Genomic DNA, 18,061 nt, shown 5'->3' with positions numbered 1-18,061 from the left:
CGCATACCATGGCGCCACTTCAATAAAGACAGACACCCGCCTCCATGTTCAAAGCCAGTCTGCGTAGCCATCTCACCCTGTGGTTCGGCGGTTTGTCCCTGCTGACGTTATTGAGCGTCGGCTTTTATGTCGGTCATATCGCCACCGAACAAATGAAACAGGCCAGCGGCAACGCGTTGCTGAACACGGCGCGCTCGGCGGCGACGTTGTTGGGTGAGCAACTGCGCGAGCGGCAACTGGAGGTCTATCTGCTCAGTCGCGCGCCGCATCTGGAGCGTGGCGATCTGGACAATCCAGCCATCCTCAAGTCGATGCAGTTGCGCACCCAGGCGCGCGCCGAATATGCGTGGATGGGCGTCACCGACGCCCAGGGCAACGTGCGCCAGGCGGTCAATGATCTGCTGGTTGGCCAATCCGTACAGAAACGCCCGTGGTTCCAGATCGGCCTGCGCCGGCAATACACCGGCGATCCCCACGAAGCAGTGTTGCTGGCCAAGTTGTTGCCGGGTCTGCCCAATGGCGAGCCGCTGCGCTTCATCGATTTCGCCGCGCCAATCCACAATGCCGAAGGGCAGGTGATTGGCGTGCTGGGCGCACATGCGCACTGGAGTTGGGTGACGCGCATCGTCGAGTCGGCGGCGTTTTCCCACAAGAACTCGGCGCCGGATATCCAGGCGCTGATCGTCGACCACGATGGCAAGGTGCTCTACCCCGAAGCGCTGATGGGCCAACAACTGGCGATCGGCGATTCGATATTGCCGGGCTGGACGGCGGCCAACGGTTACCTGACCAGCATGGTCACCGTGCCGACGCCATCGGGCACGGCGCTATCATGGTCGATCGCCATTCGCCAGCCATTGGAGACTGCGCTGCAACCGGCGCGGATGCTGCAATATGAACTGTTGATACTCGGCGTTTTCGCCGCCATCGTTTTCGGTCTGGTGGCTTATTATCTGGCGCTGTACCTGAGCCGGCCGATCGAACAACTGGCACGCTCGGCCAAACAAGTGCAGAACAACCAGTCCGGCGCACAGTTCCAGCTCCAGCATCCGGTGCTGGAAATCGCCCAGCTCGGCCAGTCCATCGACGCAATGACGCAGTCACTGCTCGGCAAGGAGCGCGAACTGCAAGAAGCCAACGCGTCGCTGGAAGCCACCGTGGCGCAACGCACCGCCGCACTCACCGAGGCCAACGCCGAGCTGCTGAGCCTGGCCACTCACGACGGCCTGACCGGCGTTTACAACCGTCGCCGGTTTGAGGAAAAAATCACTGAATATTCGCTGCTTTCCCGACGCACCGGACGCCCGTTTGCCCTGCTGCTGATCGATGCCGACCACTTCAAACGCATCAATGACAGCCACGGCCACGCGGTCGGTGACGAGGTCCTGCAACAACTGGCGACCTTGATCCAGAACAGCGTACGCAGCACCGATTTCGTCGCCCGCTACGGCGGCGAAGAGTTCGCCGTACTGCTGCCGGAAGTCGCGCAACCCGACACCCCGGAAGTCGTCGCCGAAAAGATTCGCGCAGCGGTAGCCGACGCGGAGTTTCCCGGCGTCGGCAACGTTACCGTGAGTATTGGCCTTGGCCTGGCAGATCCGGCAGACAACAACCACACGGCCCTGATCAAACGTGCCGATCAGCAGCTGTATCAGGCGAAAGCTGCGGGGCGCAATCAGGTGGTGTTCCATGCCCACTGACACAGGCGTATATCAACCAGAGACAGGCCGGCTCACCGACCCCATCGCTGGCAAGCCAGCTCCCACAGGGATTGGGTAAAAGCGGAAATATGGGTCGGCTGGAGAACCGCTTTCGCCAGCAGGCTCGCTCCCACAGAAAAGCAAAAAAAGGTGACCCGCCGTAAGGGCGAAACCCTAAGCAGCCGTTACCGAAGCAATGGATATGTACTCCGCTCCTACCTTGATTCAGGGCTGAACATCTGCAGATAAGCCAACAAATTATTCAACTTCTCCTCATCACTCAGCCCCCAGAAAATCATCCGCGTCCCCGGCACCACCCCTTTCGGATCCTCGAGATAAGCCTTCAACGTCGCCCGATCCCAGGTAATCCCCGAGTTCTTCATCGCATCGGAATAAACATAATTGGCCGAAGTCCCCGCAGCCCGGCCAATGATGCCGTTGAGCTGCGGACCAAACCCCGAACGAGCCGACTCGCCAACCTGATGGCAACCGCCGCACAGACGCGGAAAGATTTTCGCCCCGGCCTCAGGATCGCCCTCAGCCTGTGCGCTGGTGCTGAAGATCAAGGCGAGAAACAGTGTCGTGGTGAATTTCATTGAACAGTCCAAACCTCGCTTTGCATGGCGTGGGCGCAGTTTACAGATAAGCGCCGATGATCGTTCTGACGGTGATCAACGCCTGACGCAACACCTGCATGTCCACCGAGCCGAGAGCCAGACGAATCGCATGGGGCGTATGGGCCGACAGCGAAAACGGCTCGGCGCTGGTGACGGAAATCTGCTGCTGCATCAACTCGACCACGATCTGATCGGCACGCACATCTTCGGGCAGCGGCAACCACAGAAAATACGAGGCCGGATGAGCAATGTAGCGCAGCCCTTTGAGTACCTCGGCGGCCAAGGCCTGTCGCGCCGTAGCATCACGACGTTTCTGCGCCTCAAGCACGGTGACGGTGCCATCGTCGAGCCAGCCGCACGCGATGGCGGTCATCACCCCGGGCGTGTTCCACGTCGTCGCGCGAATGACTCGCTCCAGTGCGGGCACTTGAGGCAGCGGCGCGGCAATGAAGCCGACCCGCAATCCGGTGGCGATGTTTTTCGACAGGCCCGATACGTAAAACGTCCGTTCCGGTGCCAGTTCAATCAACGGACATGGCGGGTTTTCGACCAGAAACGCGTAGGCAGCGTCTTCAATGATTGTCAGATCGTGCCGCCGGGCAATCGCCACCAATTGCTCGCGCTGTTCCAGTGGCATGACCCAGCCCAGCGGATTGTGCAGCGTCGGCATGCTGTATACGGCGCGCACCGCACGCTGGCGACAGAGTCTGTCCAGTGCCGGCAAATCCGGGCCGTGTTCCGTCATCGGGATCGCCAGCACTTCCAGATGCAGCGCGTCGGCCAGCACCTTGAATCCCGAATAGGTCAGCGCATCGGCGGCGATCACATCGCCGGGTTTGAGCAGGGCCATCAGCGTCACCGCCAAACCTTGCTGAGCGCCATTGACGACCAGCACTTGGTCGGCTTCAACCGCCACGCCGCGTGTCGACAAATGTCGCGCCACCGAGGCGCGTTCGTGGGCACGTCCGGCGTGGGGTTGATAACGCAGCAGTGCTTCCAGATCACCGGACAACGCCAGTTGCCGCAACGCCGTGCGCAACAGTTCAGCCTGACCTGGCAACGAGGGATAGTTGAAATTCAGGTCGATCATGCCGACCGCCACGTCTTTCTGATCGATGCCCTGCCCCGGCGCCAGCGACGTTTCCCGAACAAACGTGCCGCGTCCGGCTTCGCCACTGACCAGGCCCATCGCTTCAAGCTCCGCATAAACCCGTGAAGCGGTAACCAGCGCCAGACCTTCCTGGCTCGCCAGCTGCCGATGCGTTGGCAGTCGCGTGCCCGGCGCCAATCGTCCGCCACGAATGTCTGCCGCATAGCGATCAACCAGGGTCTTGTAACGGGAACGCGGCATGTCGGCTGTATCCATGACAATTTTTTGATTGTGCTGATTCTCAGCCCTAGGATCACGGCGACACAAGCCACTTTTTGAGCGCGACCGACATGCACACAACATCGACTGCGGCCCACCCGGCGCTGGAAAAAACCAGCGGCTGGATCAACGGTTTTATCGGCGTGCTGATTTTCAGCGGTTCGCTGCCGGCCACACGTTTGGCGGTGCTGGAATTCGATCCGGTGTTTCTGACCGTGGTGCGAGCAGCGATTGCCGGGGCACTGGCCGTCGGACTTCTGCTGTTGTTCAAGCAACAGCGACCGTCGCGCCATCAGTGGCTCTCGCTGTTGATTGTGGCGCTGGGCGTGGTGTTGGGTTTCCCGCTGCTGACCGCGTTGGCATTGCAGCACGTAACGTCAGCGCATTCGATCGTGTTTGTAGGATTGCTACCGCTGGCCACGGCGATGTTTGGAGTCTTGCGTGGTGGGGAGCGGCCACGTCCAGTGTTCTGGATCTTTTCGGTGCTGGGCAGCGCATTGGTGGTGGGCTTTGCCCTGTCCCAAGGCTTGAGCGCCTCGCCCACCGGCGATCTGCTGATGCTCGCGGCGATCCTGGCCTGCGGCCTCGGTTACGCCGAAGGCGCGAAACTGTCGCGCAGCCTCGGCGGCTGGCAGGTGATCTGCTGGGCGCTGGTGTTGTCGTTACCGCTGATGACAGTGCTGAGCCTGTGGCTGGCGCCCGCCTCGTTCGCCGACATCAGCTTGCCTGCGTGGATGTGCCTGGGCTACGTGTCGCTGTTCAGCATGCTGATCGGCTTCGTGTTCTGGTATCGCGGTCTGGCACAAGGTGGAATCGCAGCGGTCGGGCAGTTGCAGTTGCTGCAGCCGTTTTTTGGTCTGGCACTGGCGGCGACGTTGTTGCATGAGCAGGTCAGTGTCGGCATGCTCGGCGTCACGCTGGGGGTGATTCTTTGCGTGGCCGGAGCGAAGAAATTCGCCAGGTAATGTTCAGTGTTCGGCTTTCCATTGCCGTGGACTGAGACCGGTCTTGCGCCGAAATGCCCGGGCCAGCGCCGACGGACTTTCGTATCCAACCTCCTCGGCAATCAACGCAATCGGACGGCCTTCGCGCAGGCGTTTCTGCGCAAGACTGACGCGCCAGCTCAACAGGTAATCGGCCGGCGTCTGCCCGACCACGCGGCGAAACTGCTCGGCAAAACCGGCGCGGGACTGGTTCGCCGCCGCCGCGAGATCAGCGACACTCCAAGGCTTGTGCGGCTGCTCGTGGATCAGGTTCAAGGCGCGAGACACGCGCGGATCCGCCAGCCCGGCCATCATGCCCGGTTGCTGATCACGACTGCCGATGAGATGGCGCAGCAGCAGAATCACCAGCAATTCAAACAGGCGATCCATCACCGCCACGCGCCCGCAATGCCCTTCAAAAGCTTCGTTGAACAGCCAGTCAAGGGTGCTGCGCAATTCCGGGATATCGGTGAGTTTCAATACCAGATAGTCCGGTAACGCGGCGGCCAGGGCATTGCCTGAGCCACCGTCGAAGCTCAGCGAGGCGCACACCACCTGGCTGGCCATGGCCTCGTCGGCAAACATCCGGTGAGTGAAAGGCCGGGGAAAGAAAATCAGCGACGGTTCTTCCAGGCGAATTTCCCGCTCGTTGCCCGGTTTGAGCAGCAACGCCCCGGCTTGCAGAACATGCACATGGCCGACCGGTTCGCCTTCGTGAACGCTCACGCCGCAAAACGCGCCGCTATGGAAGGTGCCGGCGTTCACACCGAAATGACTGAGTAATGTGGAAAGGCGATCCATGGCTGACTCCCGAAGGCATATCTGGACGATCTGCCGCATATCCTCGACGATTTGCCGCCAAAGCGCCATTGGCAGCCCATAAGATCTCTCCATCGCCGCTGCACTTCGCTGCGGAATTTCGGAGAATCACCATGAGCCGCATCCCTGCAATCAGCCTCGACACCGCCACCGATGCCACCCGTCCTGCACTGGAAGGCGTGAAGAAAAAAATCGGCTTCCTGCCCAACGTCTTCACCACCCTCGCCCAAGCGCCGATTGCATTCGACACTTACCTGCAAGCTTCGGCGATCCTCGGCAAGACTTCGCTCAGCGCCCAGGAAAAAGAAGCCGTATACCTCGCCACTTCGCAGGTCAACGGTTGCGACTATTGCCTGTCCGCACATACCGTGTTTGCCGGCAAAGCCGGGCTGTCGGCGCAGGACATCATCGCAGCACGTCACGGCGAACTGAATGCCTACGCCGCCCTCGCCCGCCAACTGACCGAAACCCGTGGCCACTTGAGCGATGAACAATTGGCCGCTGCCCGCGCTGCCGGTATCGATGACCGCAAGATCATCGAAGTCATTGCCCTGGTGGCCGTGCAGACATTGACCAACTACCTGAACAACACGGCGCTGACCGACATTGATTTCCCGACCGTCGAGGCCTGAGCAGTCGCTCACGATCCGAAGATAAAACCGGTGGCGAAAAGGCGCTCTTTTCGCCACCGCTGTTTTTTGCTGCCATGATGTACGTCAGAATAATTCGCAGCGCAAACAGTGTCTGGTGCGCTGAAACCAAACACCCTGCGCGCAGGTCTTTGTTCTCAGACAAATGCCCCGGAAAGACACGAACCCCATGACAGACTGGTTGCAAGACAACGGCGAGATGGCCGGGCAGATCCGCCGTCACGACTGGGCGAATTCGCCCCTCGGCCCGTTGGAAAACTGGCCCGATGTACTCAAGACCACTGTCTCGCTCAGTCTCGCCTCGCATTTCCCTCAGGCGATCGTCTGGGGCCCGCAACTCATCACACTCTATAACGACGCCTTCGTACCGATTCTCGGCGACAAGCCGCACGCGTTGGGACGCCCTTTCAGCGACATCTGGAAGGAAGCCTGGCACGAGATCAGCCCGATTGCTGAGGCCGCGTACGCCGGCCAGGCCACTTACATCGAAAACTTCGCTCTGCAGATCGAACGCGGCAAAGGCCCGGAGCAGGCGTTCTTCACTTTTTGCTACAGCCCGATTCGCGACTCCCACGGCAATGTCGTCGGCATGATCGACACCGTCACCGAGACCACCCAGACCGTTTATCTCAACCGACGCCTGGCCGTCCTCGATGCCATCGGCGAAGCGGTGACCAATGCCACGGATGCGCAAGCAATCCTGGCGGCAAGCACGCGGCTGATGGTCGAGCAACTGCGTCTGTCCAATTGCGCCTACGCCGACATGGATGCCGACGAGGATGGCTTCACCATTCGCGGCGACTATGCAGCGCCGGGTTCGCCGAGCATCGTCGGCCACTACCATTTGCGCGATTTCGGCGAGAAAGCCGTACGCCTTCTGCGCGCGGGTCAACCGTTGGTGATCCACGACAACCGCAGCGAATTGCCGCCGGAAGAATCAGCGACCTTTCAGGGCATAGGCATCACCGCCACCATTTGCGTGCCGCTGATCAAGCAAGGCCGTCTTACCGCGTTAATGGCCATTCACGACAAAGTGCCGCGTGTCTGGTCGAGCTTCGAACAGGCGCTGCTCAGCGAAGTCACCGAACGTTGCTGGGCGCACATCGAGCGAGTGCGCGCCGACGCCAACGTGCGCGAGGGCTTGCTTGCATTGGCTGAACTCAATGCCACGCTGGAACAACGGGTCGAAGAGCGCAGCCTGCGTCTGGCCCAGGCCGAGTCGGCATTACGCCAGTCGCAGAAGCTCGAAGCCATCGGCCAATTGACCGGCGGCGTCGCCCATGACTTCAACAATTTGCTGACGATCATTCGTTCGTCGGTGGATTTTCTGCGCCAGCCCAACCTGCCGGAAGAACGCCGTCAACGCTACATGCGCGCGGTGTCCGACACCGTTGAGCGCGCCTCCAAGCTGACCAGCCAGTTGCTCGCCTTCGCCCGCCGTCAGCCGCTCAATCCGCAGGTAGTCGACGCCGGCGAACGTTTGGCCAACATCGGCGAAATGCTCGAATCGGTCACCGGCGCGCAGATTCACGTGTGCGTCGAGCGCCCGGATCACCCCTGCTACATCCGCGTCGATCTCAGTCAGTTCGAAACAGCATTGATCAACATCGCCCTGAACGCTCGCGACGCCATGAATGGTCAGGGTGAGCTGAAATTGCGCCTGGAGTGCCATAAAGCGCTGCCGCCGATTCGCGGCCACGCTGGGTCCAGCAGCCATTTCGTGTCGATTGCCCTGGCCGACACCGGTGCCGGCATCGACGCACACACCCTCGAACACATCTTCGAGCCGTTCTTTACCACCAAGGCTGTTGGCAAAGGCACGGGTCTGGGGCTGTCGCAGGTGTTCGGCTTCGCCAAGCAATCGGGCGGCAACGTCGATGTTTCCAGCGTCCTTGGTCAAGGCACCGAGTTCACCTTGTATTTGCCGCAAGTGCCGGCGATCGAGGCAGAAATGGACGAGGCAGAGGAGAATGGCGAGGTGCAGCCGGCGTGCGAAAAACGCCGGGTGCTGGTGGTCGAAGACAATCTCGACGTCGGCCGTTTCGCCAACCAGATCCTCCAGGATCTGGGCTATGAAACCGCATGGGCGACCAACGCTGAAGAAGCCCTGCAGTTGGCCGGTAGCGATGCCAGCGCGTTCGATGCGGTGTTTTCCGACGTAGTCATGCCGGGCATCACCGGCGTCGCGTTGGCCAAGGAACTGCGTCAGCGTCGCCCCGATCTGCCGGTGATTCTGACCTCCGGCTACAGCGAAGAACTGGCGCGCAGCGGGTACGAAGGTTTTGAATTTCTCGCCAAGCCCTACTCCGCCGAACAGGTCTCGCGAATTCTCGGCAAGACCTGGCTCAAGGACGCAAAACCAGCGGCGTCAGTCGTGATCGACGCCGGCGCGCTTGAGTAATTTCTTGCAGCGTTCCGACAGATGAAACACCTGTAGATGCTTGCCCGCCTTGGCGTAGCGTTCACGCAGGGTTTTCAATGCGGCGATCGCCGAGTAATCGACAAAGCTCAGGTGTCGGCAGTCGAGAGTGACTTTGGCCGGGTCGTTGGCCGGGTCGAACTGGTTGAGAAACGGCGTGGTCGAGGCGAAAAACAGCGTGCCGTGCAGGCGATAGAGCTTGCTGCCATCGGCTTCAAGATGTTCATCGGCATACAGTTCGCGGGCCTGCTGCCAGGCGAAGTTGAGCGCAGCGATGATGATCCCGCACAGCACGGCCGTGGCCAGATCGGTGAACACGGTGATGGTGGTCACCGCGATGATCACCAGCACATCGTGCAGCGGCACCTTGTTGATCACCCGCAACGACGCCCAGGCGAAGGTCTGCTGCGACACCACGAACATCACCCCCACCAGCGCGGCGAGCGGAATACGCTCGATCAGCGGTGACAGAAACAGAATGAACAACAGAATCAGCACACCGGCAACCACGCCGGACAAGCGCCCGCGCCCGCCGGAGCTGAGATTGATCACGGTCTGCCCGATCATCGCGCAACCGCCCATGCCACCGAACGCCCCGGACACCATGTTCGCCGCGCCAAGCGCTACGCACTCACGGTCCGGATAGCCACGGGTTTCGGTGATCTCGTCGGTCAGGTTCAGCGTCAGCAGGGTTTCCAGCAGGCCGACCATCGCCATCAGGATCGCGTACGGGGCGATGATGCGCAGGGTTTCGAAATTCCATGGGATGTCCGGCGAAGCGAAGGTCGGCAGACCGCCGGCAATGTGCGCCATGTCACCGAGGGTGCGGGTCGGCAGCCCGAACAGGTAGACCAGCAGGCCGACACCAAGGATCGCCACCAGGGCCGGCGGTACCGCTTTGGTCAGGCGCGGCAGGATGTAAACGATGGCCATGGTCAGTAGCACTAGCCCGGTCATCAGATACAGCGGCGTACCGCTGAGCCAGTGCTCGCCGCTTTTGAAGTGCTCCAGTTGCGCCAGCGCAATGATGATCGCCAGGCCGTTGACGAAACCGAGCATCACCGGATGCGGCACCATGCGCACCAGTTTGCCCAAGCGCAACAGCCCGAACGCCATCATGATCAGACCGCCGAGCAGCACCGTTGCCAGCAGATATTGCACGCCGTGTTGCACCACCAGCGCGACGATCACCACCGCCATCGAACCCGCCGCACCGGAAACCATGCCCGGTCGACCGCCAAACAACGCCGTCAGCGTGCAAATGATGAACGCGCCGTACAGGCCCATCAGCGGATTGAGATGCGCGACCAGGGCGAAAGCAATGCATTCGGGCAACAGGGCGAACGAGGTGGTGAGTCCGGCGAGGACATCGGCGCGCAGACGAATCGGTTTCATGGCTTACCTGACTGAGCGGCCGCTGGGCACGGCTGCTGTTTTCGCGAAAAAAGAGGGAGGCGAATGTTACGGAATTGTTCGGCCTCGGGCCAGTGAAACGCTGACATGGGGTGGCGCGGGCCTTATCCTTGCAGGCTTGTCCATCGAATCGAGTCGCAGCATGTCAGCGTTTTTGTCCGCCCGTGATGTGTGTCAGCGCCTGCGCGAAGCTGCGCTGGGCGTGCTTGGGTTCGAAGTCTGCCAGGTAATGTCCGAGACCGGGCTGATTGCCGTTGATATCGAGGGCTGGCATCTGCGGTTGGACTTCGCCGAGGGACACTTGCATCACTGTGAATACGCGCGCAACTGCGCCGGGGATGAAGCGACGCTGGACACTTGGCAGCGTTATGGTACCGACCCGGTGAGTCTGCTCAGCACGTGGGAATTGGCGCAGATCGAACGGTTAGTGCGTGAGGCGGATGGAGTTGTGGCTCAAGGCATCATTTCCAGAACCAGAGACGACTGACTTTCGTGCATGCGGTCATACCAGCCCTGCAGCACATCGGGCAGCCGCTTCTTCCACTTCGCCACGTTGGTGTAGTACCGCAGATGTTCATGGCTCTGGTCATCGTAGCTTTTGAAGATCAGCCAGACCTGCGCATCGGCCGCGCTCATCAGGATCCCGATGCCGCCGAGACCGCGCATCCACATTTCTACAACCTGAGCATCGGGCACATCTTTTGAGTTTTCGCCGACCTGCAAGGAACCGGAGGTCTCTACCAGTTTTTGGTAGTCGGTCTTGAGCAGCGAACGCAGTGCCTGATCTTCTGCGGGTGTGCGAGCCAGACCCAGGCTGAGCAGATCGTAATCCAGCTTCAGCGGTTGTTCGGAGGCGACATACCGACCGGCGTAATACACGCCCATGCCTCCGCCGCAGTCGGAGTCCGCACCGGTTTGCGTGACGTTCAGTACGCCATTGATGGGCGTGAAGGCGAGTTTGCAGGCGTCCTCGGCGTACACGGCTGTTCCATCCTTGAGTATGGCAACGCCAGTCAAGTCTCCGGAATTGGCGCCCTCGCCTGCCGAGATATCGATGGCGATATGCGTGGCATTACGACGTTGGGTGACAAGGGTCGCCGAGGTCGAGGTGCCGCGCGGAATCAGTTGCCAGGTGGCATCCCAACTGAAGGGCTGAACCGCGTGTTCGAGCTCAGTGAGGCGCATCAGGTATTCGCGCCGAAGACACGCGCTCAGGGCACCGCAGGCGTTGCGGTTTTTCAGCCACTGACGCTGGTCGGTTTTCAGCTTTTTGGGATCGGCAACTTTGCCCAGCGTGGTCCGCCATTGCTCGGCGAGCTTGTCGTCAAGGGTTGAGAGGTAGGGATCAGTGCAGATGGCTTTTTCGGTTTTGCTGGTGGCGTCGGTGCAATCGAAACTGCTGGCATGGGCGGTGCAGGCGAGGACGATAGATGTCAGCGCCACGGCGTGACGCAGGTAGATAGCGAACATCGAGAGATTCCATTCTTCGGGCGGCGGGGATTATGCCAGTGCTGCTGCCGTAAATCGCCGTTGTCGTAGAGTCTGCTCGCTCCCACAGGGGTTTTGTGTGAGTTCAGAAGGTGATTTGGGCTGCCGGTTTGACGTCGATTCGTGCCACGGAACTGGTCAGGGCGGCGAAGTCCTTGTTGTGTTCGGCAATGATGTCCTCGGCGCTCATGTTGCCGTTATCGACCGTCGAATGCGCATCCCGCGCGACGACGATGTCGTAGCCCAGTGAATGCGCGCTGCGCACCGTGGCGTTGACGCAGTAATCGGTTTGCAGGCCGCAGATGATCAGGCGTTCGAAGTCCTCGCTGGGCAGCAGCTTGCCGAGATCGGTCTGGTAGAAAGAGTCCCCGGTGGTTTTGTCTACGTGCAGGTCTTTCGTAGAAGTCAGAAGGTTTTTCGCCAGTTGCCAACCCTCAGCACCGCGAACAAATGAGCCGTCCTTTTCTTCGTGCTGAATCAAAACCACCGGAACGCCAGCCGTACGGGCGCGTTGGCTGAGATCATTGATCGTGGCGATCACGCGGTCGATTTCAAAGCACTGATATTCACCAGCACACAGCGCCTGCTGGACGTCGATGATCAGTAATGCGGTGGTCATGTCGAGCCTTCCTTGATCAGTCCTTGAGAATAGGGCGGACCTAAGCCCGCCCCTTTTTACTCCGCTCAGTAACCCAGTGACAAGCCGGTATTACGCCGTGGATCATTGGCGCCGTAGAAGCGATTCTTGCCAACCGGTTTGCCGCCCAGTGACGGCGCGCCGACCAGAATCGCGGCGATGTGGTTGGCATCCTGCGGGCCGGCAAACTTGTGGCCCCAGCTCTCGAGGATCTTTTTCGTATCCGGGCTGGCGGCGAAGTCTTCGAGGTTGGTTTCCTCCGGCATCCACTGCTGATGGAAGCGCGGCGCGTCGACCGCTTCCTGCAAGCCCATGCCGTAATCGATGACGTTGAGCATGGTCAGCAAGGTCGCGGTGATGATCCGGCTACCACCCGGCGTGCCGACCACCATCACCACTTTGCCATCCTTGGTGACGATGGTCGGACTCATCGACGACAGCGGCGCCTTGCCCGGTGCGATGGCATTGGCCTCCCCCTGGACCAGCCCGTACATGTTCGGCACGCCGACCTTGGAGGTGAAGTCGTCCATTTCATCGTTAAGAATCACCCCGGTCTTGCTCGCCATGACGCCCGCGCCGAACCAGTCGTTGAGCGTGTACGTCACCGAAACGGCATTGCCCCACTTGTCGACGATCGAATAATGCGTGGTGTTGCTGCCTTCATGGGGCGCTACACCGGGCTTGAGCTCAGCCGAGATGCCGGCCTTCTGCGGCTGGATGGCGTTGCGCAGTTTGGTCGCGTAATTCTTGTCCAGCAGGTGCTCGATCGGATTCTTCATGAAATCCGGATCGCCGAGGTAGCTGTTGCGATCAACGTACGCGTGGCGCATCGCTTCGATCTGGTAGTGCATGCCCTGAGCGGAATGGAAGCCCAGGTCCTTCATCGGATAGCCTTCGAGGATATTCATGATCTGGCAGATCACCACCCCGCCGGAGCTTGGCGGTGGCGCCGAGACTACGTGATAGCCGCGATAATCGCATTCCACCGGGGCCAGTTCGCGAGTCTTGTATTTGTCCAGGTCGGCCTGGCTGATGATGCCTTTGTTGGCCTGGCTGGAAGTGACAATGGCATCAGCGACCCAACCTTTGTAGAAGCCGTCGGCGCCCTTGTCGGAGATTGTCCGCAGGGTTTTCGCCAGATCCTTTTGCACCAGTTTCTGCCCGACCTGCATCGGCTCGCCGTTGCTGAGGAAGATCGAGCCGGAATCGCGCATGTCCTTCTTGAACACATCCGTCGCGTATTCGAGCAGCTCGACATCGCCCTGCTGCAATTCGAAACCGTCTTCGGCCAGTTTGATCGCCGGGGCAATCATCTCCTTGCGCTGTTTGGTGCCGTATTTGCTCAGCGCCAGCTCCATGCCGGACACGGTGCCCGGCACCCCGACGGCCAGGTGCCCGCGGGTGCTCAGGTCTGGGATGACGTTACCGTCCTTGTCCAGATACATGTTGGCGGTCGCTGCCAGCGGGGCTTTCTCACGGAAATCGAGAAAGGTCTTGCGCCCGTCCGCCAGTTGTATGGTCATGAACCCGCCACCGCCAAGGTTGCCCGCAGCCGGATAGACCACCGCCAGCGCATAGCCCACGGCCACTGCCGCATCCACGGCATTGCCGCCGTTTTTCAAAACATCGACGCCGACATGGGTCGCCAGATGTTGCGCGGTGACCACCATGCCGTTTTCCGCCGCCACCGGCGCCACCGATGCCGCGTGAGCCATGAGACAGCTGAGCGCCAGAGAGGTCGCAATGAGCGATCTGGCCAAAGGTTCGTACTTCATGAGTCGATCTCTTTTTGTTTTTGGGGACTGCGCAAAACGCAGGGCAACACTTCAGGAGCAACAAGCAGTATGGCCTGCTTTGCGTATTGCGCCTCCCCGTTCAGCCAGTATGCTGAGCCATCGCAGTCTTTGGCAGCTCCTGCCCGAATCAAGCGAAGAGGTTATTCATCGCTGCGTATTGCAACAGCATGATGGTCTTGGCGTCACAGATCTCGCCGCGTTGAAATGCTGCCAGTGCCTCATCGAAGCCCCATTTGAGCACTTCCAGTTCTTCGGTTTCCTGTTCCAGGCCACCACCGTCGCTGACCTTGGAGGTGGCATCGTATTCAGCGATAAAAAAGTGCAGCTTCTCCGTCACCGAACCGGGACTCATGTACGCTTCGAATACTTTTTTCACGTCGTGCACGCGGTAACCGGTTTCCTCCTCGGCTTCGTCACGAATGCGCTGCTCGGGCGCGGCACCTTCCAGCAACCCGGCGGCCACCTCGATCAACAATCCATCGTGGCCGTTGACGAACACCGGCAAACGAAACTGGCGGGTCAGCACCACCGTGCGCTTTTCGCGGTTGAACAGCAGAATCGCCGCGCCGTTGCCCCGGTCGTATACCTCGCGGGTCTGACGCTGCCATTCGCCGTTGTTGCGGTGGTAATCGAAAGTGATTTTCTTCAACAGATACCAGTCGTGGGACAACACCTGAGTGTCGACGATGTTGACCCGTTCGGCTGTTTTGGACATCGCGTCTGATCCTGTCTTCATGGGGGACTGCCATGGTCGGACAATTGCGCCGACAAAAAAAGCCCGGCAGCGCTACCGAGCTCGTTCAGGCTGCGCGATTACTTAAAGTCGACGTCGAAGGCCTGGTAGAAGGCGTTGCCGGTATTGGCGACGATCCACATCAGCACAATGACGTGATGACCCTGCTTGTTCGCAGGCAGCTTCACTTGATGATCGACCTTGGCCTTCAATTCGCCGGCATGGCTGTAATACGGCACTTGCGGGTAGAAGTCTTCGAAGAACGGCTGGGTTTCCAGCTGCGCACGGCTGATGCGTTGCTGGGGATCCCAGCCGTCTTTGGTGATCAGCCAGCGATAACCTCGGGTGGTGTGCGGCGCGGTGTACGCCCAGCTGACCTCGAAAATCTGCCCCGGATCGACATTCAGCAGCGGCCAGTTGAATGAACGGCCGAGCTTCTTGCTCATCTCGTCGTCGGTGTAATTGACGCAATCGCGGGCATCGGTCTTGCCGCCGCTGAGAATGTAGCCATCGGCCGGCGGCGCGACGCTGTCCGAGTCGGTCTCGAAAGGTTGCGGGAAAGGTCCGGCGTCCATGGCCGGAAAGTTCTTGCCACCTTCCATTTCATTGACTTGCCAGGCGCCTAGCAAGCCGAGGTCGATGGCGACCGCGCCGCGACTCGCTGGCGAGATGACACGACCGTGTTTGAGTTGGGTTTGTGGGATTGCCTGATTCATCTTGCTCACTCCGTTGATTTGAGAACTCTCCTTCCCGAGGAGAGGCCTTCAAGCTAACGGAGGTGAATTTTTTGTCCATCGGCGCTTTTGTCACAGTCCCAGTGTGCAAGACGTAAAAAGCCCGGAAATACTGGATGCATAACCAGTGCTCGACGACGCATCGCACTCAACGTGTAGCTGAACACCTACACGCCGAGTCGCCTTTGGTCATTCAGACAGTTGCGCCTGATACTCCTTTTCGTACTGCCCGGCGAGTTGGCTTTTCTGTTTATCGTCGAGCAGCTTGCCGGCCATCTGGAAGAATTTGTGCTCTTCTTCCTCGAGGTGGTGATGAACCTTGTCGGAAAGCTTTTTGGCCGTGGCCAGCCAGGCCGGACTGGACATTTCGGTCTCGTCGAGCTCTTCCATCATCTCGTCCATTTCGTGGTGTTCGGCGATGGCGTGGCGGCTCAGGTCCACGCCTTCATCGATTTCCATCAACGGAATATAGAAATGCCGCTCTTCAGCGGTTTCATGGGCTTGCAGTTCTGCTTTGAGCTGCTTGTAGGCCTCGACCCGCTCAGGGCTGTCGCCGCTGGTCGCGATCAAAGCCTTGGCGTAAGTGCGCTGGCGCTCGTGGCTTTCGCGCAGGGCTTCAAAAATATTCACGGGATTTCCTCATCAATCGCGCTCAGGGAAAGAAGCGATAAAAGCCTAGACCGCAACGCTGGTTTGACGGTTCCGCTTGTTCGATCGAAGGGCTTGGAGGCGTTTGCCCGGACGGGTTAGGCTGGGCGTTCAATTACACAAGGAAGTCATGCATGAATTTGCGTATCGAGTTGACGCAGAGCCCTACCGAGGAACAGCGTCAGGCCATTCTGCAGCCGCTGATCGAATACAACGATGCTCAAACCGGCGGTTCGAAATCCGAGCCGTTCGCCTTGATGGTCAAAGACGAAAATGGCGAAATACTGGGCGGTTTGTACGGGCGAATGATTTTTCGCTGGATGTTCATCGAGCTGCTGTCCGTGCCGGAACAAGGTCGCGGACAGGGGATCGGCTCGAAATTGATGGCTCAGGCGGAAGCCCTGGCCAAGGAAAAAAACTGCTACGGCCTCTGGCTCGACACCTTCGATTTTCAGGCGCCCGAGTTCTACAAGAAGCTGGGGTTCTGCCAGTTTGGGGAAATCGTTGACTACCCACCGGGGCACAAGCGGCACTACTTTCAGAAGCGCCTGATCGATTGAGTCATGCCGTATTCGCGAGCAGGCTCGCTCCCACAGTGCAATGCATTACAACTTGTGGGAGCGAGCCTGCTCACGAAAGCGTCAACCGCTTCACCCCATAATCAAAGGCAGGTCGCCATCGCCGCCATCCGCCGCATCGCGACAAAATCACTCTTCTGCGCGTAATAGTTCAAGGTCGTGCCGGACGCTTCGGTGATCACATCGACAAACGACTCTGCCGAACGCGTATAAACCGTAGTGCCGCCGGACTCGCGCTGCTCCAGATAGGCCGCCGCGTCGACGCCGAACACGGCTTCGTCCTGCCAGGCGAATTGCACGCACCGGGCGACGTCTTTCTCCGGCTTGTCCGAGGTCAAGACCTTGTCCGGGCTCTTGCTGCGAGCATCGTTCATCACCGAACCGGCGCACCCGGCCAACAGGGCCGCCGCCAGCACTACCATCAGCATTCGCATTGCATTTGCTCATCGAGAAAAAAGCGGACTGTAGCACTGCGACGCGGCAAATCGTTCTGCTTTACTGTTTTTATGCGCGACATGCGCAAGCAGGTGCGGCACCCTATGGTCATCAGTCACACAAGGAAATTACATGGCGCCTAGCGACCAGCGACATGAACAGGCTTTGAAACTGTTTCTCGATGCGCGACCCGAACTACGTGAAACCCTCGACCATCTCAACCCGCTGCTGGCTCAGGCCAAGGGCGAAACCCAGGCGCAGTATCGCGAAGAACGCTTGCATGAGGCGTTTGAGGACGAAGCGGAGAGACAGGGGTTGTTCGCCTGGGAGCTGACGTTGCAGCTGACCGCTGCTTCGCCCGAGGAATATCAGGCGCAACGGCTGGAAGTGCATCGGGAAGTGGCGGAAATGGCGGGGATGGGCTGGATCGAGTATTGCGATCTTTACGGCATCACCCCGTAATCCAGCCGCCGCAAATCTCCCGTGGGAGCGAGCCTGCTCGCGAAGGCGGTGTGACTGCCGAAACTGATCTCGAACGAGATGACGCTTTCGCGAGCAGGCTCCCACCGTGAACCGCGTATTACCAGATTTCGCGGCACGCGCAATAAAGCTTTATCATGGCCGAAGTTTCGCTGATCGAGTCCATCATGAAGTTCGCCATCGCGCTGTTTTCCGCCGCCCATGCGCCCTCCTCGCGCCGTGCCTTGCTGTTTGCCCAGGCCGCGCTGGCCGGCGGCCATGAGATTGTTCGGCTGTTCTTCTATCAGGACGGCGTGTTCAACGCCTCCGATGCGGTGGTGACGCCGCAGGATGAACTGGATTTGCCCAAGCAATGGCGCGCCTTCATCAGCGAAAAGCAACTTGACGGCGTGGTCTGCATCGCCGCCGCTTTGCGCCGTGGTGTGTTGAACGAAGAAGAAGCCAAGCGTTACCAGCGTGAAGCGATTTCGCTCAGCGCGCCGTGGGAATTGTCCGGTCTGGGTCAGTTGCACGACGCCGTGCAGGACGCTGATCGGCTCATCTGTTTCGGAGGCGCTTGAAC

At 59.8% G+C, this 18,061-nt stretch carries 19 protein-coding genes; 8 read left to right on the top strand and 11 right to left on the bottom strand.

Annotated features, from left to right (window positions below; genetic code table 11):
• Window positions 1-44: 44 nt before the first annotated feature.
• Window positions 45-1,700, top strand: a complete 1,656-nt coding sequence (locus JWU58_RS10860) for a sensor domain-containing diguanylate cyclase (protein WP_206421906.1) — start codon at window positions 45-47, stop codon at window positions 1,698-1,700.
• 215 nt (window positions 1,701-1,915) lie between these two features.
• Here JWU58_RS10860 and JWU58_RS10855 read toward each other — a convergent pair whose 3' ends face one another.
• Complete coding sequence (locus JWU58_RS10855) at window positions 1,916-2,296, bottom strand: c-type cytochrome (RefSeq protein ID WP_206421905.1); 381 nt, start codon at window positions 2,294-2,296, stop codon at window positions 1,916-1,918.
• Window positions 2,297-2,336: 40 nt separating this feature from the next.
• Window positions 2,337-3,668: an aminotransferase-like domain-containing protein gene (locus JWU58_RS10850; RefSeq protein ID WP_206421904.1), complete on the bottom strand. Its 1,332-nt coding sequence runs from the start codon at window positions 3,666-3,668 to the stop codon at window positions 2,337-2,339.
• Between the two features lie 89 nt (window positions 3,669-3,757).
• Between JWU58_RS10850 and JWU58_RS10845 the strand changes: the two genes are divergently transcribed.
• Complete coding sequence (locus JWU58_RS10845) at window positions 3,758-4,651, top strand: DMT family transporter (RefSeq protein ID WP_206421903.1); 894 nt, start codon at window positions 3,758-3,760, stop codon at window positions 4,649-4,651.
• A 3-nt stretch (window positions 4,652-4,654) separates the two neighbouring features.
• Here the strand turns inward: JWU58_RS10845 and JWU58_RS10840 are convergent, their stop codons facing one another.
• Complete coding sequence (locus JWU58_RS10840; RefSeq protein ID WP_206421902.1) at window positions 4,655-5,470, bottom strand: AraC family transcriptional regulator; 816 nt, start codon at window positions 5,468-5,470, stop codon at window positions 4,655-4,657.
• 131 nt (window positions 5,471-5,601) lie between these two features.
• On the opposite strand from JWU58_RS10840, the gene JWU58_RS10835 reads away from it, so the two are divergent.
• Both JWU58_RS10835 and JWU58_RS10830 read left to right on the top strand, forming a co-directional pair.
• Window positions 5,602-6,120, top strand: a complete 519-nt coding sequence (locus tag JWU58_RS10835; RefSeq protein ID WP_206421901.1) for a carboxymuconolactone decarboxylase family protein — start codon at window positions 5,602-5,604, stop codon at window positions 6,118-6,120.
• A gap of 187 nt (window positions 6,121-6,307) precedes the next feature.
• Entirely contained in the window at window positions 6,308-8,539 is a 2,232-nt protein-coding gene (locus JWU58_RS10830) for a response regulator (protein ID WP_206421900.1), read from the top strand.
• On the opposite strand, the gene JWU58_RS10825 is transcribed toward JWU58_RS10830, so the two are convergent.
• Window positions 8,507-9,952: a SulP family inorganic anion transporter gene (locus JWU58_RS10825; protein ID WP_206421899.1), complete on the bottom strand. Its 1,446-nt coding sequence runs from the start codon at window positions 9,950-9,952 to the stop codon at window positions 8,507-8,509. The genes JWU58_RS10830 and JWU58_RS10825 overlap by 33 nt on opposite strands.
• A gap of 160 nt (window positions 9,953-10,112) precedes the next feature.
• On the opposite strand from JWU58_RS10825, the gene JWU58_RS10820 reads away from it, so the two are divergent.
• Window positions 10,113-10,457 (top strand): DUF7693 family protein, encoded by a 345-nt coding sequence (locus JWU58_RS10820; protein ID WP_123442136.1) that lies wholly within the window; start codon window positions 10,113-10,115, stop codon window positions 10,455-10,457.
• Here the strand turns inward: JWU58_RS10820 and JWU58_RS10815 are convergent.
• The 6 genes from JWU58_RS10815 to JWU58_RS10790 form a co-directional block, all read right to left on the bottom strand.
• Window positions 10,424-11,440, bottom strand: a complete 1,017-nt coding sequence (locus JWU58_RS10815) for a lysozyme inhibitor LprI family protein (protein ID WP_206421898.1) — start codon at window positions 11,438-11,440, stop codon at window positions 10,424-10,426. The genes JWU58_RS10820 and JWU58_RS10815 overlap by 34 nt on opposite strands.
• A 103-nt stretch (window positions 11,441-11,543) precedes the next feature.
• Window positions 11,544-12,077, bottom strand: coding sequence for a cysteine hydrolase family protein (locus JWU58_RS10810; RefSeq protein WP_206421897.1), 534 nt, complete (start codon window positions 12,075-12,077; stop codon window positions 11,544-11,546).
• A 65-nt stretch (window positions 12,078-12,142) separates the two neighbouring features.
• A complete protein-coding gene (ggt, locus tag JWU58_RS10805) occupies window positions 12,143-13,870 on the bottom strand; it encodes a gamma-glutamyltransferase (RefSeq protein WP_206421896.1) in 1,728 nt (575 codons plus the stop codon).
• Window positions 13,871-14,018: 148 nt separating this feature from the next.
• A complete protein-coding gene (locus JWU58_RS10800) occupies window positions 14,019-14,606 on the bottom strand; it encodes an NUDIX domain-containing protein (protein WP_206421895.1) in 588 nt (195 codons plus the stop codon).
• A 98-nt stretch (window positions 14,607-14,704) separates the two neighbouring features.
• A complete protein-coding gene (locus JWU58_RS10795) occupies window positions 14,705-15,340 on the bottom strand; it encodes a lytic polysaccharide monooxygenase auxiliary activity family 9 protein (RefSeq protein ID WP_206421894.1) in 636 nt (211 codons plus the stop codon).
• A 207-nt stretch (window positions 15,341-15,547) separates the two neighbouring features.
• Complete coding sequence (locus JWU58_RS10790; protein WP_024013399.1) at window positions 15,548-15,988, bottom strand: hemerythrin domain-containing protein; 441 nt, start codon at window positions 15,986-15,988, stop codon at window positions 15,548-15,550.
• Window positions 15,989-16,140: 152 nt separating this feature from the next.
• Here JWU58_RS10790 and JWU58_RS10785 point away from each other — a divergent pair, with 152 nt between their 5' ends.
• Entirely contained in the window at window positions 16,141-16,566 is a 426-nt protein-coding gene (locus JWU58_RS10785) for a GNAT family N-acetyltransferase (protein ID WP_123442131.1), read from the top strand.
• Between the two features lie 101 nt (window positions 16,567-16,667).
• Here JWU58_RS10785 and JWU58_RS10780 read toward each other — a convergent pair whose 3' ends face one another.
• Complete coding sequence (locus JWU58_RS10780) at window positions 16,668-17,018, bottom strand: hypothetical protein (RefSeq protein ID WP_123442130.1); 351 nt, start codon at window positions 17,016-17,018, stop codon at window positions 16,668-16,670.
• A 133-nt stretch (window positions 17,019-17,151) separates the two neighbouring features.
• On the opposite strand from JWU58_RS10780, the gene JWU58_RS10775 reads away from it, so the two are divergent.
• Together JWU58_RS10775 and tusD are read left to right on the top strand one after the other, a co-directional pair.
• A complete protein-coding gene (locus tag JWU58_RS10775; RefSeq protein WP_123442129.1) occupies window positions 17,152-17,481 on the top strand; it encodes a DUF6388 family protein in 330 nt (109 codons plus the stop codon).
• A gap of 185 nt (window positions 17,482-17,666) precedes the next feature.
• The gene (gene tusD, locus JWU58_RS10770; RefSeq protein WP_122603052.1) at window positions 17,667-18,059 is read left to right on the top strand and encodes a sulfurtransferase complex subunit TusD; all 393 of its coding nucleotides are present in this window, start codon (window positions 17,667-17,669) and stop codon (window positions 18,057-18,059) included.
• Window positions 18,060-18,061: the final 2 nt, after the last annotated feature.

Origin of the sequence: Pseudomonas atacamensis (assembly GCF_017167965.1) — a bacterium.
GTDB lineage: Bacteria > Pseudomonadota > Gammaproteobacteria > Pseudomonadales > Pseudomonadaceae > Aquipseudomonas > Aquipseudomonas atacamensis.
Note: the sequence above shows the minus strand (reverse complement) of the source record. Positions and strands in the feature narration are given on the sequence as shown.